We start from the raw sequence: 25284 nt of genomic DNA, 5'->3' as shown, positions 1-25284 counted from the left end.
TGAACCCTGTTTCGTCAAAGGAGGCTTGAACGATGAGTTGTACCTATCTCACGACTGACGAGCTGGCCCGGCGGATCAAGTACGACCCGCGCACGATACGCAACCGGCTCAAAGACAGCGTCTTGCTGGAGGGGCGGCACTACATCCGACCTTTCGGCGGGCGCAAGACGCTCTACATCTGGGAGCACATCGAGGCCGACATGGCCAAGGCGTCACAGAACGATGCCTTCGCGATTCCGCTGCTGGGGGGAGGTGCCATCCATGGCTAGTATCCGCGTCTTGCCCACCAAGGGCACGCTATTTATGGACTTTCGCGTGGGAGGTCGGCGCTATCGGGAATACACCGCACTGCCCGACACCCCCGCCAACCGCCGCCGTCTGCAAAAGGTTCTGGACCGCATCGAGGCCGAGATCGCCGCTGGCACCTTCGACTACGAGCGCATCTTCGGGCGGCCGGCGCCGGCGGCATCGGCCGCGTCCAAGGAGCTGTTGCCACCAGTGCCAGCCAGTGAGCTCGTGCCGGCGGCAGCCCCTGCCGCGTCGGCCGCCGCAGCGTCGGCAACACCGCGCTTTGCCGACTTTGCCGAGCAGTGGTTCGCCGAGGCCAGCGTCGCGTGGCGGCGCAGCTACGTCATCACACAGCGCGGCGTGCTGGATCGATACCTGCTGCCGCACTTCGGAGATCGGGCGGTCGGCAGCATCACCAAGGCCGATGTCCTGGCGTTTCGGGCAACACTCGCCAAAGTACCCGCCCGAGGCCGCCAGGGCACCTTGTCGCACCGACGCATCAACGCGATCATGAAACCGCTGCGCCAGATCCTCAACGAAGCCGCCGACCGATTCGAGTTTACCTCGGCCTTTCGCAACATCAAGCCGCTCAAGATCAAGCGCAGCGACGTCATGCCCTTCACACTGGAGGAGGTGCAGCGCATCTTGCGGGCGGTGCGCCCGGACTGGCGCAACTACTTCGTGGTGCGCTTCTTCACCGGCATGCGCACGGGCGAAGTGCACGGGCTCAAATGGCACCACGTCGACTTCGAGCGTCGCCTCATCCTGGTGCGCGAATCCTTCGTGCTGGGCGAAGACGACGAGCTCAAGACCGACGGCTCCATGCGCGACATCCAGATGAACCAAATGGTCTACGAGGCGCTGGCCGCGCAGCGCCGCGCCAGCCGCGAAGACGCGCTGTACGTGTTTGCCAACCGCGCTGGGCGCCCCATCGACAACAAGAACTTCATGACGCGGGTGTGGTACCCGCTGCTGCGCCACCTCGATTTGGCGCCGCGGCGGCCCTACCAGATGCGCCACACCGCCGCCACGCTGTGGCTGGCCGCCGGCGAGTCGCCCGAGTGGATCGCGCGCCAGCTCGGGCACAGCAGCACCGAGATGCTGTTTCGCATCTACTCGCGCTTCGTGCCCAACCTCACACGGCGCGATGGCTCGGCCTTCGAGCGGTTGCTGTGCCAGCACCTCGGGCCAGTGGGCGTGGTCGGCGCGGGTGCCGCCGCCGTCGCCACCGATGTCGACCATGGTGCCTGGGAGGGCAGCCATGAGCGCGTATGAACCGCCGGCGCTGATGCCGGCGACGGCGTGCCCGGGCGTGGCGCGCCACGTACTGGTGCGGCTGCTGCGCCCGCGCGGCGTGCCCGATGGCGGCCGGCGCCGGCTGCGCGCCGAGGTCTGGGTGCCCGGGCAGGGCACGCGCACCCTGCACTGGAGCCAGCCGCTGCGCGCTGACACCCTCGCGCCGGGACGGCTGGCGCGCGCGGCCGTCGCCGAAGCGGACCTCGCCGCTACCGCGCCCATCGAGGCGCTGCGCGTGTGGCCCGCGGCGCTGGCGGCCGACGTCGATCTGCTGCAGACCGTGCCCGATGCGTGGCTGGGCCCGCAGGCGGCGCACACCCGCGCCGCCTTTGCGCTCCTGTGGCAGCGCCTGAGCGAGCCGATGCGCGCCTGGTTCAACGCCCTGTTTTGGCGCCACCCGCAGCGCCTGTGGGCCTTTGTCCAGGCGCGCGCCTCGCTGCAGCACCACCACGCGCGCGCGCACGGTCTGCTGCAGCACAGCCTGGACTGCGCGCAGCGCGCGCTGCGGCTGGCCGCCGGCGACCCCAGCGTCGACGCCGAGGTGCTGATCATGGCCGCCTTGCTCCACGACCTGGGCAAGGCCGACGAATACCGGTGGGATGCGGCGCAGCGGCGCTGGCGGCTGACGCTGCGCGGCGAGCTGATCGGGCACCGCCTGAGCACCCTGCAGTGGATGACCGAAGCGCTGGCCGAGCTGCCCCTCGCATCGCGGCCGCAGGCGCTGCGCGAGATGGCGGTGCACCACGCCATCCATGCCTGCTGGGCCCCGGACTGGGTCGGGCTGCGCCGACCGCGCACTCCCGAGGCGCTGGTGCTGGGCAGCGTCGATGCCCTTTCCGGCCAAATCGACCTGATCGAGCAGTGTCGCGCCCGCGGCGCGCCGGCAGGACGCTACGTGCCGGCGCTGGGCACGCGGGTCTACTGGGGGCTGGGGGCGTCTGCGACGGCGACCTGAGCGCGCGGGCGGGCAGGGCGCGCCCACGCGCTGCGCCGTTTTGGGTAGCATGCGCGCGTGCGACCTTCCGCTTGCACCGCGCCGCCATGTCCCGTCGCCCCGCCACCGCCGCCTGCCCAACCACTCCCGCCGCGCCCGCCCCTGCCGCGTCAGCGGATACCGCATCGTGCGGCGCACCGCTGCCGTGGATCATCGCGGCTGACCACCCGTGGGCGGTGCAGCTGCAGCTGGCACGGGTGCCACTGGCGGCCATCGTGGCCGACGCCGAGGCGGACCTGCAGGGCGAGCCGGGCGCGGCGATCGTCGACTGGAACGCCTGGACGTTGCCGGCGGTGCAGCTGCTGGCGCTGCTGAGCCCCATCGTCGTGCGGCGCACCCGCGGCGGCCAGTGGCGGCTGCTGGCCGGAGCGCGCACCTGGGCCATGCTGTGGCAATGTCTGGGCCGCGACGCCGAGGTCGTGGTGCTGGTGCTGAGCTGCCCCCGATCCCAGGCACCCGCGGTGCGTGCCTTGCTGGCGGCGCTGGACGCCGTGGGGCAGCGGGCGCTGCACCGCTGGGCTGCGGGCCTCAACGCGCTGCGCGAGCGCTACGAGCGGCTGCCGAGCGCGCCGCTGCCGATGCTGCGTGATGCCCAACTCCAAACCCTGGCACAGGCGCTGGGCTGCACCACCGCGGCGCTGGCCAAAGCCCTGCGGAGTGAGCGCCATGAGCCATGAACCGCCGGCTTGGCGCGCGCTCATCGACGCCGCTGTCGCCGACGGCGCCGACGCTGCGGCGCTGCGCGCGCTGCTGCACGACGTGCGCGCGCACCCCGAACTCATCGGCCATGCCCGCATCTTCGCGTGTATGGCCGCGATCCTGCAGCATGCCCAGCGCGGTGACTTCGGCGCGCTGCCCGCGCTGCCGCCCGAGCGCCTGCGCCAGTGGCTGGAGGGGGCACGCTGGGCCGCCGATTGGACCCGAGCCCACGCCGCCGACCTGCGGCAACACCCGCTGCTGGCGCCGCTGCTGCACGGCGCTGCCGGTGCACGCGGCCACCCGCTCATGCGGCATGGCATCCGCGCCGCACCACTGGTGTCGGCGCTGTGGAACGAACACGAGCGGCCGGGCAGCGCGGCGGCGCCGAGCCTGGCGCGGCTGCAAGGCCACCTGCTGCTGGGCAGCTTGGCGCTGCTGCGCGATCGGCACTCGTCGGCTGCGGCACGCGACGCCCTGCCGAGCGCGACGCTGGCCAACGCGGCGCTGGTGGTGCGCGAGTGCAGCCTGGCCCGTGCCGAGCCCTTGCTCGCAGCCTTGCCGGTGGCGCAGGACACTGCCACCTTCTTGCAGACACTGGCCCGCGCCCGGCGTGAGGCCCTGCTGGCGCTGGCGGCTGCGCACAGCGCCGCGCCCGCGTCTGCGCGGCAGCGCCACCGTTGGGCACTCTATCTGGGCTACCTCATCGCCTGGGCCCAGCGCTGCGTGGGTCGGGTGCGCCCGCGCGCGCGCCGCCGCGGCGGCGGTCGCGGCCCGCGCCAGCCCGTGCACGGCTGGGTCGGCTTGATCGGGCCTGCGATGCGGCGTCAAGCCCCGGAGCTGCTGCCACCGCAAGACGAAGACGAGGAGGCGCTGTGGTGGTACGACGACCTGCCGCGCGACGAGCGCGAGCTCGCCGACGTCATCGGCCAGGAGCAAGCGCTGGGGGCCTCGCCGCTGGAGACGGCCGAGCCGCTGTACGAGCTCCTCGATGCGCGCGCCTGCGGCGCACGCTTGTTTGCCGGCCGCTGGGGGCAGCCGACGCGGCAAAGCGCCGCACAGCGCTTCGGCTGGGACTGGCGCGTGCTCACACCGTGGGAGCTGCAGTGTCTGGGGCGGGCCGTGCGCGCGGCGCTCGACGCTGGCCAGCAGCGCGGCGCCGCCGGTGGTGCGCGCGCGCAGGCCGGCGCGCTCGTACTGGTCGCGCTGCTGCTGGGCCGCAGCCTGGAGCAAGCGCGCACGCTGCGCTGGCGTTGGGTGCACGCGCCCAGCGCCGAAGACGCCCTGGTTGCGGTCCTGCGCCAGGCGCTCATCGATGCGCCCACCCTGCTGTGCTGGGGCCCGCCGGGGCACGAGGCGGCGCCGCCCGAGCCGCTCGGATGCGTGCTGCCGGCGCTGCAGCCACGCTACCGCGTCCCGCTGCCCGAGGCGGTGCAGGCCTGGGGCGAGCCGGTGGCCGCAGCGGTGTTTCTGCCCGGCGCCACCCACTGGTGGGCGCTCGTGCTGCGCGCCAGCGGCGCGCCCGAGCGCGCGCGGCCGCACAGCCACGCCAAGCTGGTGTTCAGCACCCAACCGAGCACGCTCGACGCCCAAGCGCAGGCGCTGCTGCAGGCCATCGGTGAGCCGCGCATCACGCCGCAGCGCATCGCGCAGACGATGCCAGCGATCCTGCTGCACGTCACGGCAGACGCCAGCTGCGTGTGGCTGACGCTGGCGCAGACGCAGCACGCCGGCGAGCCCCGCCTGCACTACACCCAGCACACGCTGGCGCACATCGCCCAGGCCTGGACGCAGGGCTGCGCACGGCTGGCGCCGTGGCTGGCCGCCCTGGGGCCGCCGCAGCCAGCAAACGCACCGCACCCAAGCGCCGTGCTGCCACCCACACCCGCAGCGGCAAAGGCAGAGGCAGAGGCAGCGCCCGCCTGGCCCATCTGGCGCGCGGGGGCGCGCTTCGTGCTGCAAGAAGCGTGGCTGCAGGCGCTCGTGCGCGACACCCAGCGGCGCCTGGCGACCAAGGTGCGCAGCTGGGCGCAGCTGCGCGAGTACCACGAGACCTGGGTGTTCTACACCGTACTGCTGCAGCTGCTGTGCACCGGCATGCGCGCGCAGCGCGACCTGCTCGGGCCGTGGCAGGCCTGGCGGCAGATGATCGACGCGGCCGGCTCGCAACTGTGCGCGCTCAGCGACAAGGCCCCAGCCTGGCACGACCGCACGCGCGTGGTGTGGCTGCCGGCGGCGCTGACGGCGCACTTCGCCCAGCACCGCCGCCACCTGCAGGGGCTGCAGCAGCGCCTGGCCGAGTACGGGGTGCTGTGGCCGCTGGATGAGGCCAACGGGCTGGCCGTCTTCGACGGCGATGCCCAACAGCCCGCCCTCAGCAGTGTCGGCGCCTACTGGATGGGGCAGCAGCTGGCGCGCCGCCTGCACACCGTCTCGGCCGCCGCGACCGCGCCGAGCGCATCCTCAGCCGCGCTCGCGCCCGGTGCCGACGATCTGGTGCCGCCCAACTTCGCGCGTGCGCGGCTGCGCTCGCGGCTGCTCGGTGCTGGCATGCGCGCCGAGGTGATCGACGCCTACCTCGGCCACGCGCGTCAGGGCGAGTGGCCCTGGGGGCCGCTGAGCACCTTCGACTGGCGCGGCGCCCTCGCCGATCTCTGCGTCGCCATCGAGCACGACCTCCAGTCCCTGGGCATCGTGCCCCTGGTCAGTGCCCTGGCCGCACCCACTCGCTCACCGGCATGAAACCCGTGGCCGACATCGAGGCCCTGTGGGCGCGCCTGGCGCACGGCCAAAGCGCGCAGGCCACCGCGTCGCTGGCCGCGCTGCGCGCCGTGCTGCGCGAGCACGCCGACAATCCCCATGCGCAGTGGTTGTGCGAGGGCGTCGGCCCGATGGCCGACGCCAGCAGCGCCAGCGCGCTGTGCGAGGCGCTGGTGCAACACTGTCTGAATCAGCCCGACGCGGCAGCGCCGTCGGCGCGTGCGCGCCACCACGCGGGGCTGCAGCGCGCCGCGCAGTGGCTGCGCTGGGTCTACCAGCTCGTGCGGGCGCTGCGCGCGGCCGCGCGCGCCGCCGTCGTCGAGCCGCCGGCGCCGACACTGCTGCTGGCCGCCGTGCACCCACCCGAGAGCCCCTTCGCCGGGCAGGCGCTGCAGCGGCTGCAGCGCGCCGAGCGCTGGCGTGCTGCCTTGCTCGAGGCCTTGCGCCGGCCCGCATCGGTCTCGAGCGCCCCGCGGTGGCTGGCGGCGATGCTGCTCAGCGCGACCCTGCTCGGCGGCTTGCTTCAGCGGCGCGCCCTGCAGGTGCTGCGCGCGTGCCTGTGCGCGAACGCGGCGCTGCCGCGCACCGGCTTGGGCGTGCCCTACCTCGACATCGAGCACCCCGCGCGCGGCGCGCAGCGCGCGCGACTGCAGCGCTGGCTGTTCGATCCGGTCAGCGCCTGGCTGCTCGAGCACCGCCCGGGTGGTGACATCGTCGCGCCGTCGTCGCTGCCGGCGCAGTGGCGCCGTCTGCTGGGCAGTGCCCACGCGCCGCGCGACCTCGACGACCTCATCGAAGGCGCCAGCGTCCTGTGGCTGCGCTGGGGCACGGCGCTGGACGTGCAGCTCATGCGCGGACACTACCCCACCCACGATATCGAGCCGCGGCTGTGGCAGCAATTGAGCGCGTCGCTGGGGGCTGACGAGCAGCCGCGCGCGGCCGCACGGCTCATCGCGCCTGCCGACGACGAGGAGGACGAGGCCACCGCCGAGGAGGCCCAGCCTTGGGCGGCGGACGCCGCGCTGCTGTACCCGTGGCTGGACGGCCTGTGCACCATCGCCGCTGCCGACGGCCCCTGGCCGACCGAAGAGTCGGCGTGGCAGCAGCGGCTGCAGGCCGCAGGCACCGCGCTGCCCGACACCCAAGCGGTGCTGCTGCGCTGGCTGGCGGCGCTGGCGGTGCGGCGCGCCCAGCAAAGCCCGTCGGTGCAACGGCGCATCGCGCACCAGGTGCACACCCTGCTGCCGGCATGGGTGGCGGTGCTCGGCCAGCTGGGCAGCGCCGAAGCAGCCGACGCCGGCGCCGAGCCAGACGGCGGCGATGAGCCGCCGCTGCCCGACCCCACCCAGTGGTCGCACGAGGAGCTCGACAGCGCCGAGCAGCTGCTGCTGGCGTCGGCCAGCGCACGGCGCCAGCGCACGCTGCGCCTTGCCTGGGCGGGGCTGCGCCGCAGTATCGAGCGCACCGTCGCCGGCCGCAGCCGAGCGCGCGAGCGCGTGCCCGACGGCGTCGATGCGCGGCCGCTGCCGGCCGGCGTCTTGATGCGGGCGCTGCAGACCCTGCAGCGTCAAGCGCTGCTGCAGCGCGACCCGCAGAGTCCGCCGGCGTTGTGGGAGATGGCCTGGCTCAGCGCGGTGCTGGCGTTTCGCACCGGCATGCGCCGCGCCGAGATCCTGGGCCTGCGGCTGCTCGACATCTCTCCCGAGCCGGACCTGACGATCGTCGTGCGCCCCACCGCCCAGCGGCGGCTCAAGACCGCGCATGCGCAGCGCATCATCCCCGCTGGCGCGCTGCTGCTGCCCGCCGAGCGCCAGCGCTTGCTGGCCTGGGTGCACCAGCGCTGGGCCCAGATTGGCGCCGATCCCCGCGCTGCGTTCGCACCCGCTCGGGCGCAAGTGCCGCTGTTCGACCTCGACCTCGGCCGCACCCGCGCCTCGGCCGAGCGCACCGCCGAGCGAATCATCGAGGCGCTGGCCGACGCTCTTGCCGGCGCGCACATCCACCACTTGCGCCACGCCTTCGCCACCTGGACCTACCTGGCCTTGCGCGCCGTGGAGCTGCCGCCCATCATCGATGTCTTCGCTGGCGACCCCGACACGCAAGCCCTGCTGCGCCGCGGCGCCGAGCTGCACCGCGCCTTGCTCGGGGGACCATCGGGCAGCGCGCGCCAAGCGGCCTTCGCCGTGGCGCGGCTGCTCGGACACACCTCGCCGCTGGTGTCGCTCGAGCACTACATCCACGCCCAGGCCATCGTCACCTGGGCGCTGGCGGTGCGCGAGTGCGAGCGCTTGGCGCAGCTCGGCGACCGCGACGGCGTGGCGCAGCGGGCGCTGCGGGCGTGCGCTGTCACCAGCGCCCCCGCTGCGACCGAGGCCGCCGGCAGTGTGGCGGCCGCACCCGCATCGATCGGGTCGGCTGCTGCCGCCGTGCCCGCGCACTGGCCCTTGCCCGGCGCCTACGCCGTGCTCGGCCAGTTGCAGGCGACCCAGGGCGATGCCGTCGCTTGCGTGGATCGCGTGCGCGCGCACCTGCCCGCTTTGGAGCTGAGCGAGCCGCAGGCCCACGCACTGCTGCAGCGCGCCGCCGAACTGGCGCACTGCCTCAGACGTGACGACGATCCTGCCTTCCGCTGGCCCACCGGCGTGCGCCGCGCTTGGGTGCGCGACGGGCCGCACGGCCCCTACCTCGCGCTGCCGAGCCTGCGCGCGCCGGCTTGGCTGCAGCAGTGGCAGCGGCGCTGGCCGCGTAATGCCGACATCCGCGCTCTGGCGCTGCCCGCCTTGCGCATTCATCTGCTGCGCACCACTCCGCGCCGGCGCGACGTCGCTTTCTGGGGGGCGGAGCAAGCAAGCGCCCTGCAGACCCATGTGCGGCTGCTGGTGGGGCTGGGCCTGCACGACGATGGGCTGCGCGTGGTGCTGCGCCGCGCCGATGGCAGCACCGACTTGCCGCCCTGGGTGCACGGGGCCGTGCCCGAGCCCGCGCTGCGCCAAGTGCTGCAGCGGCTGCCGCGCGTCGGCCTCGCGGTCAAGGATGCGGGCCGCGCCGGTGCCTTTGCGCGCTGGCTGGGGCTGGAGTGGAGCGCGGGCCGCAACGCCCGGCCCGACACGCTGACCACCGCATTGATCTTGCTCGGGCTGCTCAGCGCGGGCGAGGCGCCGCTGGCGTGGTCGTGAATGCGCCTGTCATGTGCTGGCGCTCGTGTTCAATATGGTTCACGCTGTCGTTTTGCGCTGCGCCCGCACCAGCGTTGCGCGAGCGGCAACGGGTCCAGATAACCTCGGGTCGAACGTGCGCCCGTAGTGATCGCAACAGGCTTCGACACGGATGAGAACTTTCGTGGAGAGGGGGATCGCCTCGCGTTCCGCAGGCGGCTCGCCGGTAGCCGCCCGCTGTCGGACTGGGGCCAGTTGCTGGCCGCAGCCCGTGCCAGTCGCGGCACCTTCGTCGGCTCGCATCGGGGGCTGGGCCTCAATTCGCCGGGGAACCGTCGAGCAGCGCGTGAAAGCTTGGTGCTGCGAGCGTCGCTTGCTATTTCGCTACTGCGGGTTCCTGAGCAAGTCTGCGTGCGTCAGCGGAGTTGGTCGTCGAGGGTAGGAAGAGCGAGGCGGAACACGGAACCGAACCCGCGTCCGAGTATGCGGTTCTTTAGGGAAGGTCTGCAAAACCTTCCTGCCAGACTGCCGGGATGGGACAATAGCGACATGAAGCAGATGAGTCTGGAGGCGCCGATGTATACGGGCTTTGAGCTGCGCGCCAAGCGCACCCGCAAGCGTGCGTTTTTGGAGCAGATGGACCGTGTGGTGCCGTGGGCAGAGTTGGTCGCACTCATCGAGCCGTATGCGCCGAAGGCGGGTCCCAAGGGTGGGCGGCCACCCTTTGCGGTAGAGAAGCTGCTGAGGATTCATTTTTTGCAGCAGTGGTTTGGTCTGTCGGACCCGGCGGTGGAGGAAGCCTTGTACGACACGCCGCTGCTGGCGAGCTTTGTTGGTCTGGACCTGGGGGTGGATGTCGTGCCGGATGAGAGCACCATCCTGCGCTTTCGCCACCTGCTGGAGCAACACGGCCTGAGCCAGCGTATCCTCGAGACGGTCAATCGCATCCTGACCGAGCGTGGCCTCATGCTCAAGAGCGGCACCATCGTGGATGCCACGCTCATTGCTGCTCCCAGCTCGACCAAGAACGCCCGCCGTGAGCGCGACCCTGAGATGCACCAGACGAAGAAGGGCAACCAGTGGTACTTCGGCATGAAAGCGCACGTTGGGGTCGACGCCGAGACAGGGCTGGTACACACGGTGGTGGCCACCGCTGCCAACGTCTCGGATGTGACGCAGGCGCATCGGCTCTTGCACGGGCAAGAGACCGACGTCTTTGCCGATGCGGGCTATCAGGGAGTGGACAAGCGAGCGGAAAACCAGGGCAAGCAAGTCGCTTGGCACGTGGCCATGCGGCCGGGCAAGCGCCGGGCATTGGACAAGCGCACTTTTCTTGGCCAGGTGATGGATGCCTTGGAACGCACCAAGGCGCGCATTCGTGCCAAGGGTGAGCATCCGTTTCGGGTACTCAAATGCCAGTTTGGCTACCGCAAGACGCCCTATCGAGGCTTGGCCAAGAACGGCGCGCAGCTCAACGTCCTGTTTGCGCTGGTCAATCTGTGGCTGGCGCGCAAAGCCTTGCTGGCTGCGACGGGATAAGTGCGCCCGCAGTGGGCTCACTGGGGCCGGATGAGGCTGCAGAGGGCCCACGAAGGGGCTTGCTGGAGCCCAAGAACCGTTCAGCATCTGTTTCGATCCCATCCTACGAAACGATATTGACCCTGAACTCGTCGCCACGAACGAGTGGGCGGGGTAGTGCAGAGGTTCCTTAGCAAAGCACTGATCTGGAGGGCGCTCGCCTCTATCAAATGGCCGGTTTGCATCGTGAAAACTCCAGGCCCGGTCGGTGCAGGGTTGCGATAGTCCCAAAATGGGACTACACTGCGACTCATGCGCGTGATTGCCGTGTCCACTCTTCGAGCCTTCTGGGAGCGCCATCCCGACGCTGAGCAGCCGCTGAAGGCTTGGTATGAGGAGGCAACGAATGCGACCTGGACCCAGCCCGCCGACATCAAGGCGCAGTACCGCAGCGCCAGCGTGCTGAAGAACCGTCGCGTGGTCTTCAATATCAAAGGCAATGACTACCGGCTGATCGTGGCCGTTGCGTACAAGTTGCAGATCGTCTACGTGAAGTTCGTCGGCACCCACAAGGAGTACGACGCGGTGGACGCCGAAACCATTGATGCGGCCTGACCGGCCACGGAGGAAAAACATGGACATCCGCCCCATCCGCACCGAAGCAGACTACAAGGCCACGCTCAAAGAGATTTCGGCCTTGATGGAGTCCGACCCCGATCTGGGTACGCCAGAGGGTGATCGCCTGGACATCCTGGCCACGCTGGTGCAAGCCTACGAGGCCAAGCACGTACCCATCACCGCGCCCGATCCGGTGGAAGCCATCAAATTCCGGATGGATCAGAGCGGCCTGTCCGTCAAAGACCTTGAGCCGATCATCGGCAAAAGCAACCGCGTCTACGAAGTCCTGAGCCGCAAGCGCCCGCTGACTCTGGCCATGATCCGCAGGCTGCACAAGAGCCTGGGCATCCCGGCCGACGTGCTGATTGCGGAGACGGCCGCAGGGTGATCATCGAACACGGAACTTGGCTTCCACGTTGAACAGCGTTGTCATGGGGCACCTGTTTTGGAGAAGAAGATGCACTACCCCGTGATGACCGAAAGGCAACTTGCCTTCCGCTGGAAGATCAGCCTGAAAACCCTGCGGCGCTGGCGCCTCCGCACCGCCCGTTCACGCACCTCGGGTGCGTACCTCGTCAATTTGTTGCTCATGGCTCCATCCTCTCAAGGTTTGGAGCCTCCGGGAAAGGCGGGGCGATTCAGTGGAGAAGATTCATACGGCGTTTAACCAATCTCTTATCGCTCCTACGCAATAATGTCATCAACGGTTCGGGCCACCACATATCGAGCCGGTGTCTCTCGAACCTCCAATGCCTTGAAGTGCGCCTTCCCGCATTTGATCTTCGCGCTCTCCTTGTCGCCGAGATCGTCCATGAACAGGCTGCTCTTGGTCTCGACCACGAGGTAGAGCCGCTCGGCACCATCCTTCTCCACCAGAACTGCCCAGTCCGGGTTATACGACCCGAGCGGTGTCGGTACCTTGAACCAGCCGGGAAGCTTGGCGTAGACCTTGACCGCCTCGTTCTTCTCGAGGCCGTCCGCAAATGCGGCTTCCGTGCCCGAGTCGTAAACGACACTCTCGAATACGGACTTCCTGGTTTCGGTGAGCATGTTCCTGATGTAGCCGGTCAGCTCTTCCTGTTCGAAGAGCTCCTGCGCGTAGTAGTACTCATCGCCGAGCCGTTGGTACTTGATCCCATCCACGATCGCCAGCCGCTTGCATCGATTGATCGCTTCGGCGGCCAGCTCGATGAAGGCCTGCGGGTTCCGCTTGAAGTCATCCAATCTCCCGCAGCCAGTGAGGACGCGGCAGATGGTGCGACGCGTGAGCTGCGTGCGGTCCTGGAGCTGGGTGAGCAGGTCGGGAAGCTCGATGTCGGTTTCGTCCAGGACCACCGTTTGTGCGCCGTCACGTTCGGTCGCTTCCACGCCCCCCTTGCCAATGGCGATGTCCGCCTTTCGCCACTGCAACCGCGTTTTCGGAAGCGGCGGCGCGTCGCGCAGCGCCTTGATGCACGCCTCGACCAGCTTCTCGTTGTCGAATTCGACCCGGTAGGTGGTCTTGTCCTTGATCCGGTCCCACAGCGCCTTGAACTCCGGACTGTGGAGGATGGCCTGGCGCGGCCGCACCTGCCGGCGTTCGTCGGCGTTCTTGATCTCGAGGCGACCGGCGACCTTCGCGATGATGTCGGCGATCTGGGCATGGTGCGGACGGAACTCATCCGGCAGCTCGATATGGCCGTTGGCCAGCGCCTGTTTCAGGGACTCCTGAACCTTGCCGCGGGCGTCGATATACCCGGCCGACCTGAGATGCTCCCAGAGCGCCTTCGATTTTTCGAGCCCCAGTGGCGTCATCTCGCCGCTCTCAGAGGTAACCTTCACGGCCACGAAGTGGTGCGCTTCCAGGATGCCGAACCGGATGCCGGTCTCGGCCTCGATCTCCTTCTGCAGGTTCTCGGCGAATTGTTCGTAGCTTTCGGTCGCGATCACGGTCAACGTGTTGACATCGAACCCGCGAACGCGCTGGCCATCCTGGTTCACGGAAAGCCGCAGCCCCCGGCCGATGGTCTGCCGCCGCTCGCGCTCCGTCCTGATGTCGCGCAGCGTGCAGATCTGGAACACGTTCGGGTTGTCCCAGCCCTCGCGCAGCGCCGAGTGGGAGAAGATGAACTTGAGCGGGGTGTCGAAGGAGAGGAGTCTTTCCTTGTCCTTCATGATCAGGTTGTAAGCCTGCTCTGCCGCCTCGCGACCGGCTTGATTGCTCTCGGTCGTATCCACCGCGCGCTTGGACTTCTTGTCGATGGAAAAGTACCCCTCGTGAACCTCCTCTGCGGCGCGGCTCAGGTCTACTTCCTGGAACAGCGGCCGGTAGTCGGGATGGTTCGCGAGGCGCTTGTACTCCTCCTCGAAGATGCGCGCGTAGTCGCCTTTGACCGGATTGCCGTCGTCGTCGTACTGCCTGTACTTCGCGACTTCGTCGATGAAGAACAGGGACAGCACCTTGATCCCGAGCGGGCGCAGGCGCTTCTCCTTGTCCAGATGTTCCTTGATGGTGCGGCGGATCATTTCGCGCTGAACGGCCAGCGGATCAACGTCACCCCATGCCTGGCCCGGGCGCAGGTACTGCTCCCCGCCGGGCACCCGAAGCTCGAGGAACTCATTTCCTTTGGCAACGCAGATCTCGCCGATGCGACAGTCGCGGTAGATGGGACGGCGGGTCGTCTGCTCCAGGTCGTCGCCGTCGTACACGGTGACCTCGCGGCGCTGCACGCCGGTGGCTGTCTCCACATCCAGCTCCACCCTGGCGCTGATGCTGCCGCGTTTGTTGCTGACCGACACCAGACGCACGAACGGCCTGTTGTGCGCGTCTTCCACCGTTGCCGACGCGACCTCGATCTGCTTGACCAGCCGACGCTCGTAGGCGTCCACCGCGTCGAGGCGGTAGACCATGTGGTGCTTGTCCACGTGCGTGGCGGAGTAGCGCAGGGTGCAGAGCGGGTTCATGGCATCCAGCGCCTGCTTGCCCGCGCCCGTCAGCCCGCCGTCCACGCTCTGCGGCTCGTCCACGATCACGATCGGGCGCGTGGCCTTGATCAGGTCGATGGGCTTTTCACCGCCGGTCTTCTCGCTGTCCTTATAGAGGTTGTTGACGTCCTTCTTGTTGATGGCGCCGACCGTCACCACCATGATCTGGATGTGTGCGTTGGTGGCGAAGTTGCGCACCTGTCCGAGCTTGGCGGAGTCGTAGAGGAAGTAGTCGAAGGGCACGCCTGCGTAAAGGCTCCTGAAGTGATCCTCCATGATCTGGAGCGACTTGTAGACGCCTTCCTTGATGGCGATGGACGGCACCACGATCACGAACTTGGTGAATCCGTAGCGTTTGTTGAGCTCGAAGATCGTGCGCAGGTAGACGTAGGTCTTGCCGGTGCCGGTCTCCATCTCCACCGTGAAGTCGCCTGAGGCGAGCGTTTCGGACGGAGCGATGCCGTTGCGAAGCTGGATGGCCTGGAGGTTGGCCAGCAGTTCCTCGTCGAGCAGCGTCAGGCGGTTGCCGATGCCAAGGTCGTTATGCGCGAAGCCAAGGCGCATCTGCGTGTCCGCAGGGTCGCGCGTAACCGTGAATTCGGTGCGGCAGATTTCCTGCCCGCGAAACAGGTCGCAGACCGCCTCGATGGCCTGGAGCTGGTAGTCGAGATCGGGTTCGAAGTGCAGTTTCATGGGCGCGCGTACTCACAGACTCCGAACGTTGGTGATACCGTGCTGCTCGAGGATCGCGGCCATGTTGGTCTTGGCCACGTCGTCGGCGAAGGCGCTGTCGCGGAAAACGCAGGTCGTGTCGCCGGCGGGCGCGAGCGCCTTGTGCCAGTCCACGATGCCCTGCGCCAGCGCTTCCACTTCGGCCCGCTCGATCTTTGGCGCGAGGCATGCCATCAGCACGCCCCCGCCGACGGAGTGAACCTCCTTGCCGGCGAACGTGCGTGTCTCGATGGGGACGCAGAGGTCGAGGCCGAGCTTGAGCAGCAGCTCGTACAGCACATCGGACTCGGTGCGATCGGCCTTGATGTGTTCTATGGACTCAAGGAGCGTCTGGTCAAGGTTGTCGCGGTCGGGCTCCCACGCGCGGATGTTGCTGGAATCGAGCTTGAAGACACGGAAGCCGAGGTCGCCCGTGTACGTCGGGTTCTCGTCCTTGATCTTCTTTGCGGCGCGGCGGAGGCGCTCCTTGGTCAGCTCGGCGATGTTGCGAGGCTTATTGAGTTTGTCGCAGAAATCGGCGGCAACCTTCTGATCCTTGTTATCCGAGTCGAGTCGCTCTGGAAGCTGGGCGAGGATGTAGCGGCGATTGCCACCATCGGCGGCGTTCTGCGCCATGACAGCATGGCCGGTAGTGCCAGACCCAGCAAAGAAGTCCAAAACGACGGAATCCTTGTCGCTCGTGATCGATAACAGAAAGGATAGCTGTAGGGTTCCGGACGATTGCATAGATCCTTCGCGTCGTGCACTCTTCGTTAGTCGCGCAGTGATGCGAGAGCTGATCGACAACCTCCGGAGCGCTCAACCATGATTATTCGCCTACACAAAAACGCCACCACAACCCCCGCCACCCGCGCCTACATCCAGTCCTCGTCCTTGTCGGTTGCGGCCTTGGCAGCCGAGTTGGGCGTATCCGAAGACACCATCCGCCGCTGGAAGCGTCGGGACTTTGTGGAAGATCGCCCGCATACCGCGCATCGTTTGCAGACGACGCTCACCCCGGCGCAGGAGCTTTTGGTGGTGGAGCTGCGCAAGACCCTCCAGCTACCCCTTGACGATCTGCTGGTGGTCACACGGGAGTTCATCAACCCCCGGGCCTCACGTTCTGGGCTGTATCGTCTGCTCAAGCGCCATGGCCTATCCCAACTGCCCAGTGAAGCCAAGGATGCGCCTGCTTCCAAGCCATTCAAGACCTACATGCCGGGCTACCTGCACATCGACGTCAAGTACCTGCCGCAGATGCCCGACGAACATCAGAGGCGTTATCTCTTCGTCGCCATTGACCGCGCCACCCGTTGGGTCTTCATCCAGATTAAGCCAAACAAGACCGCAGCCGCGGCCAGAAGCTTCCTGAAGGCCTTGCACAAGACCTGCCCGGTCAGAATCACGCACATCCTCACCGACAACGGCAAGGAGTTCACGGATCGCCTCTTCGCCTCAGGCGCGCGCGCACCGTCCGGGAAGCACGAGTTCGATCAGCTCTGCCAGGCCCTTGGCATCGAGCATCGCCTCACCAAGCCCAGACACCCTCAGACCAATGGCATGGTCGAACGCTTCAACGGCCGTATTGCCGAGGTCCTTGCCACCCATCACTTCAACAGCGCCGAGGACCTCGAGACTACCTTGACCCGTTATGTTTGGCTGTACAACCATCATTTACCCCAGAAGGCAATCGGACACATAACACCTCTGGAGGCCTTGAAAAAGTGGTACGCTCAACGCCCCGATCTTTTCATCTTCAAACCACGTAATCGTCCGGGACCTGACAGATAGCAATTTAGTGGGCTTTGGATTGTCAAATAATTGCAATCCCATTAGATGCGCAAGCTCGGTCTTCCCGGTTCGAGTTCGTCCGAACCGATCGTCTATAAGAAGACTTCGCGGAATCGCTCCATCTTTGCGGTAGTTCTTTGTATAGACGTAACCATCCTTGAATACGAGCTCATCGTACCGTGCGGCGACGGTTTCCCTGGGGATGTCCTGTTTTTTGTGTGTGGGGCGGTTTCTGAATCTGTCCTCGTGTCGTTCAGCGTGGTGCGAGGGTGAAGCGGTCGCCGTATAGTATCGCGAACTGGTTCATCGCCGATTTCCACTCCTTGCTCGCCCGCTTCCAGTCCGCGGTGATGTTGCGCAAGGCCAGCCAGATCAGCTTGGTGGCCGCCTCGTCGCTTGGGAAGTGCCCGCGGCTCTTGATGATCTTGCGTAACCGCGAATGCACGCTCTCGATGGCGTTGGTGGTGTAGATGATCCGCCGCACTTCGGGCGGGAACGCGAAGAACGGGATCACCCGGCTCCACGCCCGCCGCCAGGCCGCGACCACGGTCGGGAAGCGCTGGCCCCACGGCCCTGCCTCGAACGCGTCCAGCGCGCGCTCGGCGGCCTCCGCGCTCGGTGCGGTGTAGATCGGCTTGATCGCCGCGGCCAGCGCCTTACGGTCCTTCCAGCTCGCATAGTCGAGGCTGTTGCGGATCAGGTGCACGATGCAGGTCTGCAGGGTCGTGGCCGGAAACACCGCCTCCAGTGCCTCCGGCAGGCCCTTCAGGCCGTCGGCCACGCCGATCAGCAGGTCCGTGACCCCGCGGGTCTTGAGATCGTTGAACACCTTCATCCAGAACTTCGCGCCTTCGGTGTTCTCGATCCAAAGCCCCAGAATGTCGCGGGTCCCGTCCGGCAGCACGCCCAAGGCCAGATACACCGCCTTGTTGCGCACCACGCCGTCCTCGCGGATCTTCACCCGCAGGGCATCGAAGAACACCACCGGGTACATCGGCTCCAGCGGCCGGGCCTGCCAGGCCCCCACCTCGGCCATCACCGCGTCGGTGACGGCGCTGATGAACTCCGCTGACACCTCGATGGCGTACATCTCGGCCAGATGGCCCTGAATCTCGCGCACCGACATGCCGCGGGCATACATCGAGATGATCCGGTCGTCAAAGCCGGCAAACCGGCGCTCATGCTTCGGGATCAGCTGCGGTTCGAAGCTGCCGGCCCGGTCGCGGGGCACCTCGATCCGCAGCGGCCCGCCGTCGGTCAGCACGGTCTTGCCGCTGCGGCCGTTGCGATGGTTCCCGCAGCCGCCCTCGGGGCTGGCCAAGTGCACGCCCAGCTCAGCCCCCAAGGCGCGCTCGATCACGGCCTTCTTCAGCTTCTGGAACACGGCCTCGACGCCGGCGGCGTCCATCGGTCCGGGGATCAGCTTCTCAAGCAGCTCGTCGGGAAGAATGGCGTCCGGCTTCGCGGCGGGGGTGGTCTTCTTGCGTGGCATGGGGGCTCCTGGAAGTCGTCATGGTAGGCCCCTCACACAAAAATCCTGACACCCTCGTTTCCCTGCTCCATCGCCAACGCGCAACCTTTTGCTCAGGATTCTTGTGCTCAACACGGTAGGTAACGCCATCTGGGCCCACAATTGGAAAGTCTAGGCTTTCAATGTATCCGAGGCTTTGCTTGTCCAATCGATCGAGGGAATACTCACCTCGTTCATCGCGATAGTTGTAATTTGTTGTGACCTCGGCGTCGGTGTCCAGCTTGAAGGACACCAGTTTGGCATTGCGGGCGAACACAAGAATGTACTCATGGTCAATTGCTACATGCCGGCTATCGTTCGCGCCGCCGCTCTTGCTCTTCCAGACGAAGTCACAGATACGATTCTCATCGCCAAAGACCTCTGAGCAGATTGCCTGAAGGTTTGCGAACTCCGACTCGTCAATACTAACCAGCAGCAAACCATCTTCGCGGAGCAGAGTGCGAGCGAGCTTTAGTCGCGGATACATCATGTTCAGCCAATCCGTGTGAAACCGCCCACTGGCCTCGGTATTGCTGCTGATCTTCTTCCCGCCTTCCACCTGCCCGGTCAGCTCAAGGTAGTTCTTGATGCTGTCCTGGTAGTCATCGGGATAGACGAAGTCGTTCCCGGTGTTGTAGGGCGGGTCGATGTAGATGAGCTTCACCTTGCCCGCATAGCTCTTCTGCAGGAGCTTCAGCACCTCGAGGTTGTCACCCTCGATCATCAGGTTCTGCGTGGTGTCCCAGTCCACGCTGTCCTCCGGGCACGGACGCAGCGTACCGGTGGAGGGCGTGAGCGCGAGTTGACGCGCGCGCCGTTTGCCGTGCCAGTTGAGACCGTACTTCTCGTCGGCGTCGGTGACGGTGGCGTCACCCACCAGCGCCTTGAGCACGTCCACGTTCACCGCGGCGCCATTCGGTCCCTCGGTCACGAGCTCCGGGAAGAGCGCCTTCAGCCGCCGAATGTTCTCGGCGACGCCATCGATCGAGCGGGTTTCAGGATCGTTCGGGGTCAATTTCTTCATCGTCTTCTCGGTCTTCACAAACGGGCAAGCGCCACGGCACGGGCCGCCTCGGCGCGCTTGAGTTCCTGATTGATCGCGACTTGTCGCGCCATCTGCTTTTCCTTCTTCGCCGCTGCGCGCAGGCGCGCGATCTCGACGTCGAGGCGCTCGCACTCGGCGAGGGCATCTCTGCGGGCGGCACGCCGGTCGGCGTCCGGCAGGATCCTGAAAACGCCCGACACCCTGGCGGCCTGCAGGGCCAGCAGGGTATCGAGCCAGCCTTGGTACAGCGCGTGCAACGATGCCTGCGGTTGGCCGCCCAGCGCCAGCGCCGCCGCGAATGCGCCTGCGTAGGGCTCGCGCTCGTGAGGCGCCGCCACCGTGACCGGTTCGCCGTCGAGGACGGTCTTCTGGGCCTCCGCCTGCGACCAGCGCTTGTGTGCGACGGACAACGCCACCGACTCGCCCTGTTCGGTCACGGCGAACACAGGGTAGGGGATCGCCCGGTGCAGCAGTTCCACCAGCCGCTGTGTCCTGGCATCCTCCCGCAGCGCGACGCGGATGACGGCGATCTCCAGGTACTCACGCGCATCATCGCGAAAGGCGGCAACGCCAATGGTGGTCGGCTTCAGCGCGGCCACCCACTGGATGTGCTCGATGCCCTCGTTGACCTGGCGGCGGTCGGCCGCTGTCGGCGCGCCATGCTCCACCAGCAGCGTCTTGGGCACTCGGCGATCCACGCGTGCGGCGGCGGGGAGACACAGTGCGGCAACGACGTCCGTCCGGTTCATGACGACAGTTCCGCACCAAAGGCCTTGATAGTTTCTTCGCTGTCGCGCCCGGCAATGGCTTTGCCCATGGCCTGTTCGATGAGCTTCAACAGCGCAGCAGCGCGTTGGCGGATAAAGGAATCAAAGTCGTCCGAGCGCAGCGCCTGTACCGGGATCACATGCGAAGCCAGGAATTCATCCAGACTGTCGGGGGCAACCTGCTTGGCCTTTTGGATACGCGCAAGGTAGACGCTGGGGGCATCGCCACTGATAAAGCGGTTGGTGCCTGCCGCCAGCGGCGCCTTGTTCACCACACTGTTCCACTTCTCCTTGGGGAGCTTCTGCTTTTCACACCAGGCGCGGGGAAAGACGTGGTGGATGTCGATGGCGTTGTTGAAGTAGGTATTGAGATCAATGGGCGTGCCGCTGACGAAATCGCGGGCACCGTGTTTCATGAGCAGCGCAGCCAGCCCTTTGTACGCTGCAGCCAGGCGGCTTTGCAGGGAAAGCAGCCTCGTCGGCGCGAAATTGGCATCGCGAACCGTGCGCGGTTCACCGCCACCGTCAACCCAGGCCACAACGTCCTGGATGTCCATGGCAAAGCGCGTTTCATTGGCGCCGCCGTACAGTTCCCCCAGAACTCCACACCAATACCAACGCAACAGTTTCTGTTTGACACCGTGCTGCGTGGTGCGTTCTCCCAAGTAGGCGCAGATTGTTGATAAAGGGATCAATTGAGTCGCATAAGGCAGGCTTCGGGCATCGAATATTTTTTCTTCGGCCAACAATTCGGCCGCCCGCTTAAACCCTTGTTCCAGGGCGGACTCGAGCGACTTGAACTCAGCCAGTGTAAGTTTCAACACGTCGGCGCGTTTGCAACTGACGGGCGTACCTTGTTCCTTGTGCCGCCGATAGCTGGCCAGCAAGGTCACTGCCGTGAGGAAACTGGTGCCGTCCACGGCTTTGAGAACGTCATGCTTGGCGGTCAGCCGCTTTCGGCGGGCTTCCCAATCTTGGCGAAGATTGAACTCATCGGCTGCGAAGGTCGCCGTCATCAACTCGAAGACAGTCAGCGTCACCCCGCCGGTATTGACCTTCTCGAAGATTTGGCAGACGGCTTCGCGCGGTGTGTTCTTACTCAGTTCGATGACGGGAACCTTGAACTCATGGAAACGCTGCCAGATCTCATGGCGGAAACGTTGCATAAACTGCATGGCTTCTGCCGCAAACTGATAATGAGCGCTAAAGCCACTTTCCCATGCCATAAATCTCTGGATATCGAACAGCAACGCCACAGGGAACAGCCGCTGGCTGTACTGCAATTCTGGCGTGCTGACATCCAGCTCGATCTTGCGGCCGAAGTCGGACGAAATCTGTAAGGTCTCCGGTATGGAGAGAACGGCCTCTTCACGGTCTGCCGATTCGTCAAGACATTTAGCCATGTCAAGGAAGTAGACGCGACGGATATCCGCGCCTTTCTCCGTGCGTGTGGGCACGGGCTGGCCGCTGCGCAGCGCCAAGTACAGGGAGGTCAGACGTTGCTGACCGTCGAGCACCAGGGTCTTGGGGGCAGGTGCCGGCTGCAAGCTCACGCCGGCGAACAGACGAGGCTTGAATGGTACGCCGCCCGCTTCAAGAAACATTACGGCACCAATCGGATAGGACAACGTGAGGCTAGAGATCAGCGAGCGAATATGGTTGTCATCCCAGACCCAGCCACGCTGGAAGTCGGGGAGCTGGATTTGCCCCGAGGCGATGCCATCGAGCACATCTTTCAGTGCGGGTTCGGCGGTGCGAAAGCTCATCCTCTCTCCTGTTTTTCAATTGCCTGACTACTCAGGCAGCACCACAAGAAATGCCACAACCTCGAAGTCGTCGATGCCGGCGAACTCACCCGTCAGGGCATGAGTGCCTCCCGGCGTGAACAGACTGGCCACGGCGCGCTCCTCGCTCTTGCCGACCACGGAGGAGACGGCTGCCGCCAGCAGCTTCTGCGGGTGGCGCATGTCCTGGCCGTTCTTCGTCGCCTTGTCGAAGCGGGCGCAGGCGCCGGCGTCGGGCAGGTCCCGCCCGACGCAGAGACGCTTCAACCGGTCGAGAATATGCTTGGCCTGCGGGTACGCCAGCAACACCGCTCCGTCATCCGCGACATGCACCAGATAATGCGGCGCGAGGGGATAGCCTCCCTCCGGCAAGCGCGCGGCGGCCGCTCCTTCCGCACGCAGGCAGAACACGATGCCGGGCGGGATCTCCGCCTCGCTCGTGGTCGTGACGGCGAATGCCCCGAGCGGCACCGATTCCAGAACCCCCGGATGCGCCTTGCGATACTCTGCAAGGTCGATCCGGAAATCGGTCAATGTCAGGTCGGCGATGGAGACGCCGCTCGAGAGGTCCTCGAGATCGATCACCGCGTCCTGGAGCTTGAGCAGCTGCTTGCGCCGGTACTCCAGGTCGTTCATTGGGTTGCCGGACTGCTGCTCGATCAGGTTCTCCTCGCCCGTGGCCGAGATGTCGAGCAGCACCATGCGTCCGCTGACGCGCTGTTCGAGGTTGATGTACTCCTCCAGCTCCATGTTGGGCCAGAAGTTCACGAGCTGGATGCGCTCGTTGGGTGAGCCGATGCGGTCGATGCGCCCGAAACGCTGGATGATGCGGACGGGATTCCAATGGATGTCGTAGTTGACCAGCCAGTCGCAGTCCTGGAGATTCTGCCCCTCGGAGATGCAGTCCGTGGCGATGAGGAGGTCGATGTCGCCCTCGCTTGCCAACTCCTCGGGGCGTTCCTTGGAACGCGGTGAAAAAGCGGTGAGGATGGAACCGAGGTCGCGGCGCAGCCTCGGAAGGGTGGTCTTGTTGCTGCCCGTGCCGGTGACCAGCGCACTCTCCACCCCCAGCGTTTCCCTTGCCCAGGGTGCGAGCTGCTCGAACAGGTAGTTCGCGGTGTCGGCGAAGGCGGTGAAGACGATGACTTTACGGTTGCCCTGGTTGATGGGTTGGCGGTGCTTGTTCGCAATGATTTCGCGCAGGGCGGCCAACTTGGCATCCCGTTCCGGGCTGATCTCGCGGGCAGCGGCGAGTAGGTTCGCAAGCCGGTTGCGGTCCTCGAGCAGGTCCTGTTTCCAGCGCACGATATCCACATCCGACAGCAGCACCTTGACCTTGCGCCCGACCAGCAGGCTCTCGAAGGCCGGGTCCTCGATGTCGACATCCTCGATGTCGATCTCTTCCAGCTCCTCGACCTGGGCCTCGATGCGGCGCAGGGTGTCTTCGACATCCCGTAGCTGGCGTTCGACGGTCAGGGCAAAAGACACAACGGAGCTCTCCATCCGCTTGAGGATGTTCACGCGGAGGAGGTGAATGAGGCTTTCCTCGCGGTCCACCTGGCGGAAGAAGCCCGTGCCGCCCTTAACCTCGGTGCTGTATTTCCTGTCGTAGGCGTCCTGTTTGTGGGACAGCACGTACCGCAACGGTGCGTAGGCAGCGAGGTTCAGGCGACGGATTTCGAGGTTGATGTCGCGAATCGGAGGAAACGTGCCACGAAGATCGACGTCGGCCTTGATGTTGATAGGCTTGAGACGTTCGGGGAACCGGCCGGTCTCCGTGACGCCATAGTACTTCGCAATGTGTTTTCGGGACCGGGCGATGGTCAGCAGGTCGAGCAGCGTGAAGTAGTCGAACCCCAGCATCTCCACCAGTTTCGCCGGCGTGCGCTCGGCCTCAGGCAGTTCGAGCCAGCGGTTGAACTGCTTCTGCGCCAGGCGCGTGGTGCTGTCGATGCTGCTGATGCCGTGCTCCAGCAGTGCCGTATCGTCACCCTCCGTCGCGAATACAATCTGATTGCGCAGGTCGGCCATGCGGTTGTTGACGGGCGTGGCCGAAAGCATCAACACGCGCGTCTTCACGCCCTCGCGGATGATCTTGCGCATCAGGCGGTCGTAGCGGGTCTCACCGCCGGCCTGTGGGGTTTTCTTGTTGCGGAAGTTGTGCGATTCGTCGATGACGACGAGGTCGTAGTTGCCCCAGTTGACGTGCGCGAGGTCGATGTCTCCAGACATCCCGCGATCACGCGAGAGGTCGGTGTGGTTCAGGACATCGTAGTTGAAGCGGTCGGAAGCGAGGACATTGCGCCGGTCATTGGATTTGTACAGCGTCCAGTTATCCCGCAGCCGCTTGGGGCAGAGCACGAGTACCCGGTCGTTGCGCAACTCGTAGTACTTGATGATCGCGAGAGCCTCGAAGGTCTTCCCCAAGCCGACGCTGTCCGCGATGATGCAGCCGCCGAAGCGGTTCAGCTTGTCGATCGCGCCGACCACGCCGTCGCGCTGGAACTTGTAGAGCTTCTTCCAGACGACGGTATTCCGTATGCCTGTCGCCGACTTGATGACCTGCTCTTCGTCGAGTGCGTCGCCGCGACTGGAGAAGAGATGGTGCAACACCAGTGCGTAGATCAGGTGCGGGTCCCGATGGCGGGCGAGCGCCGTAATGTGACGCAACAGTTCGTCCTTTGCTGCACGCGTGTCGGGAAGAATCGCCCATTGGCTCTCGAACCATTGGGCGAGCATCCCGGCTTCGTCGGCTGATTCCGATGCCTGGATCAGGTTCAGAGGATTCCCGGGAGCCAGCCCAAGCCCTTCAGACGTGAGCCCGACAGCTCCAAGCAAGGCTTGCACGGAGGCTCCGGATCGGTCGCGCAACACGAGCGTTCCCTGGGGGACGCCGCCCCGGGCCAAACGCACGGTCACGTTGTCATTGAGCCACTGGAGTAGACGGGCCGCGAGCCAGCGCGCCTGCAGCTGATTGCGGGCGGTACGCTCATTGGCCGTGCCAATAAGGGCGTGGCCGTCGAGGCCCGCCGGCAACACCAACCGACAGGCCGGGCCACGATTCAGGCTGCCGATCAGCTCGCCGAAACCGAATATGGAGAGAGCCGGAGACACCGCGTCGATGGACATGCCATCGCCAAGGTGTGGCCGGACGATGTCGACAACGCGGTCGCTTCCAGTGTTGCGGACAAGTCTCATCGGGTTGCGTTCCGGATGTTGCCTTCGCCGGACTGACCGGCGGAGTCCGTCGAGCCGTGCAGCGTGTCGGTCATGTACCGGTGCGCGGCTTCATAGCCGACGGTGGCGGCTGAGCTTTGTTGCTGTTCTTTTTCGGTTGGCCCATTTGAGTTTCTTGTCGTGCTGTACGTGCAGGCGAATGTCTTTGGA

At 66.1% G+C, this 25284-nt stretch carries 16 protein-coding genes and 1 pseudogene; 10 read left to right on the top strand and 7 right to left on the bottom strand.

Features of this window, described 5'->3' with window-relative positions; genetic code table 11:
* Positions 1-32: 32 nt before the first annotated feature.
* The 9 genes from ACPP3B_RS04745 to ACPP3B_RS04705 all read left to right on the top strand — a co-directional run bounded on the left by ACPP3B_RS04745 (position 33) and on the right by ACPP3B_RS04705 (position 11713).
* Positions 33-269, top strand: a complete 237-nt coding sequence (locus ACPP3B_RS04745; protein ID WP_144326361.1) for a hypothetical protein — start codon at positions 33-35, stop codon at positions 267-269.
* Entirely contained in the window at positions 262-1563 is a 1302-nt protein-coding gene (locus ACPP3B_RS04740; protein ID WP_424859883.1) for an Arm DNA-binding domain-containing protein, read from the top strand. Before ACPP3B_RS04745 ends, ACPP3B_RS04740 begins: the two co-directional genes overlap by 8 nt.
* Positions 1550-2539: an HD domain-containing protein gene (locus tag ACPP3B_RS04735; protein ID WP_424859882.1), complete on the top strand. Its 990-nt coding sequence runs from the start codon at positions 1550-1552 to the stop codon at positions 2537-2539. Before ACPP3B_RS04740 ends, ACPP3B_RS04735 begins: the two co-directional genes overlap by 14 nt.
* Positions 2540-2625: 86 nt before the next feature.
* Positions 2626-3255: a hypothetical protein gene (locus ACPP3B_RS04730; protein WP_185969597.1), complete on the top strand. Its 630-nt coding sequence runs from the start codon at positions 2626-2628 to the stop codon at positions 3253-3255.
* Positions 3245-6016 carry a hypothetical protein gene (locus ACPP3B_RS04725; protein ID WP_424859881.1) on the top strand — a complete coding sequence of 924 codons (2772 nt, stop codon included), beginning with the start codon at positions 3245-3247 and terminating at the stop codon, positions 6014-6016. Before ACPP3B_RS04730 ends, ACPP3B_RS04725 begins: the two co-directional genes overlap by 11 nt.
* Positions 6013-9210, top strand: coding sequence for a hypothetical protein (locus ACPP3B_RS04720; protein ID WP_424859880.1), 3198 nt, complete (start codon positions 6013-6015; stop codon positions 9208-9210). Before ACPP3B_RS04725 ends, ACPP3B_RS04720 begins: the two co-directional genes overlap by 4 nt.
* Before the next feature lie 528 nt (positions 9211-9738).
* Positions 9739-10728, top strand: coding sequence for an IS5 family transposase (locus ACPP3B_RS04715; protein WP_066708478.1), 990 nt, complete (start codon positions 9739-9741; stop codon positions 10726-10728).
* Between the two features lie 291 nt (positions 10729-11019).
* Positions 11020-11322, top strand: a complete 303-nt coding sequence (locus ACPP3B_RS04710; RefSeq protein WP_424859879.1) for a type II toxin-antitoxin system HigB family toxin — start codon at positions 11020-11022, stop codon at positions 11320-11322.
* A gap of 19 nt (positions 11323-11341) precedes the next feature.
* Positions 11342-11713: a helix-turn-helix domain-containing protein gene (locus ACPP3B_RS04705; RefSeq protein WP_424859878.1), complete on the top strand. Its 372-nt coding sequence runs from the start codon at positions 11342-11344 to the stop codon at positions 11711-11713.
* A 296-nt stretch (positions 11714-12009) separates the two neighbouring features.
* Here ACPP3B_RS04705 and ACPP3B_RS04700 read toward each other — a convergent pair whose 3' ends face one another.
* A complete protein-coding gene (locus tag ACPP3B_RS04700; RefSeq protein ID WP_424859877.1) occupies positions 12010-14982 on the bottom strand; it encodes a type III restriction-modification system endonuclease in 2973 nt (990 codons plus the stop codon).
* A 12-nt stretch (positions 14983-14994) separates the two neighbouring features.
* Positions 14995-15711, bottom strand: a pseudogene (locus ACPP3B_RS04695) (DNA methyltransferase); the annotation flags it as partial.
* Between the two features lie 114 nt (positions 15712-15825).
* On the opposite strand from ACPP3B_RS04695, the gene ACPP3B_RS04690 reads away from it, so the two are divergent.
* On the top strand, positions 15826-16791 hold the full coding sequence (locus tag ACPP3B_RS04690) for an IS481 family transposase (RefSeq protein WP_424859323.1): 966 nt from the start codon (positions 15826-15828) through the stop codon (positions 16789-16791).
* A gap of 253 nt (positions 16792-17044) precedes the next feature.
* On the opposite strand, the gene ACPP3B_RS04685 is transcribed toward ACPP3B_RS04690, so the two are convergent.
* The 5 genes from ACPP3B_RS04685 to ACPP3B_RS04665 are packed head-to-tail and all read right to left on the bottom strand — an operon-like array spanning position 17045 to position 25095.
* Entirely contained in the window at positions 17045-18283 is a 1239-nt protein-coding gene (locus ACPP3B_RS04685) for an IS256 family transposase (RefSeq protein WP_132963481.1), read from the bottom strand.
* On the bottom strand, positions 18219-19325 hold the full coding sequence (locus ACPP3B_RS04680; protein ID WP_424859876.1) for a site-specific DNA-methyltransferase: 1107 nt from the start codon (positions 19323-19325) through the stop codon (positions 18219-18221). Before ACPP3B_RS04680 ends, ACPP3B_RS04685 begins: the two co-directional genes overlap by 65 nt.
* Before the next feature lie 14 nt (positions 19326-19339).
* A complete protein-coding gene (locus ACPP3B_RS04675) occupies positions 19340-20095 on the bottom strand; it encodes a DUF4391 domain-containing protein (protein WP_072756442.1) in 756 nt (251 codons plus the stop codon).
* Positions 20092-21879, bottom strand: a complete 1788-nt coding sequence (locus tag ACPP3B_RS04670) for a GmrSD restriction endonuclease domain-containing protein (protein WP_072756443.1) — start codon at positions 21877-21879, stop codon at positions 20092-20094. Before ACPP3B_RS04670 ends, ACPP3B_RS04675 begins: the two co-directional genes overlap by 4 nt.
* 27 nt (positions 21880-21906) lie before the next feature.
* Positions 21907-25095 carry a helicase-related protein gene (locus tag ACPP3B_RS04665; protein WP_424859875.1) on the bottom strand — a complete coding sequence of 1063 codons (3189 nt, stop codon included), beginning with the start codon at positions 25093-25095 and terminating at the stop codon, positions 21907-21909.
* Between the last annotated feature and the right edge of the window lie 189 nt (positions 25096-25284).

The sequence above is a fragment of the Tepidimonas sp. HKU77 genome (assembly GCF_049728535.1).
In the GTDB taxonomy this organism is placed as follows: Bacteria; Pseudomonadota; Gammaproteobacteria; order Burkholderiales; family Burkholderiaceae_C; genus Tepidimonas.
The sequence above is the reverse complement of the archived record's forward strand: the minus strand, read 5'-3'. Positions and strand labels throughout refer to the sequence as shown.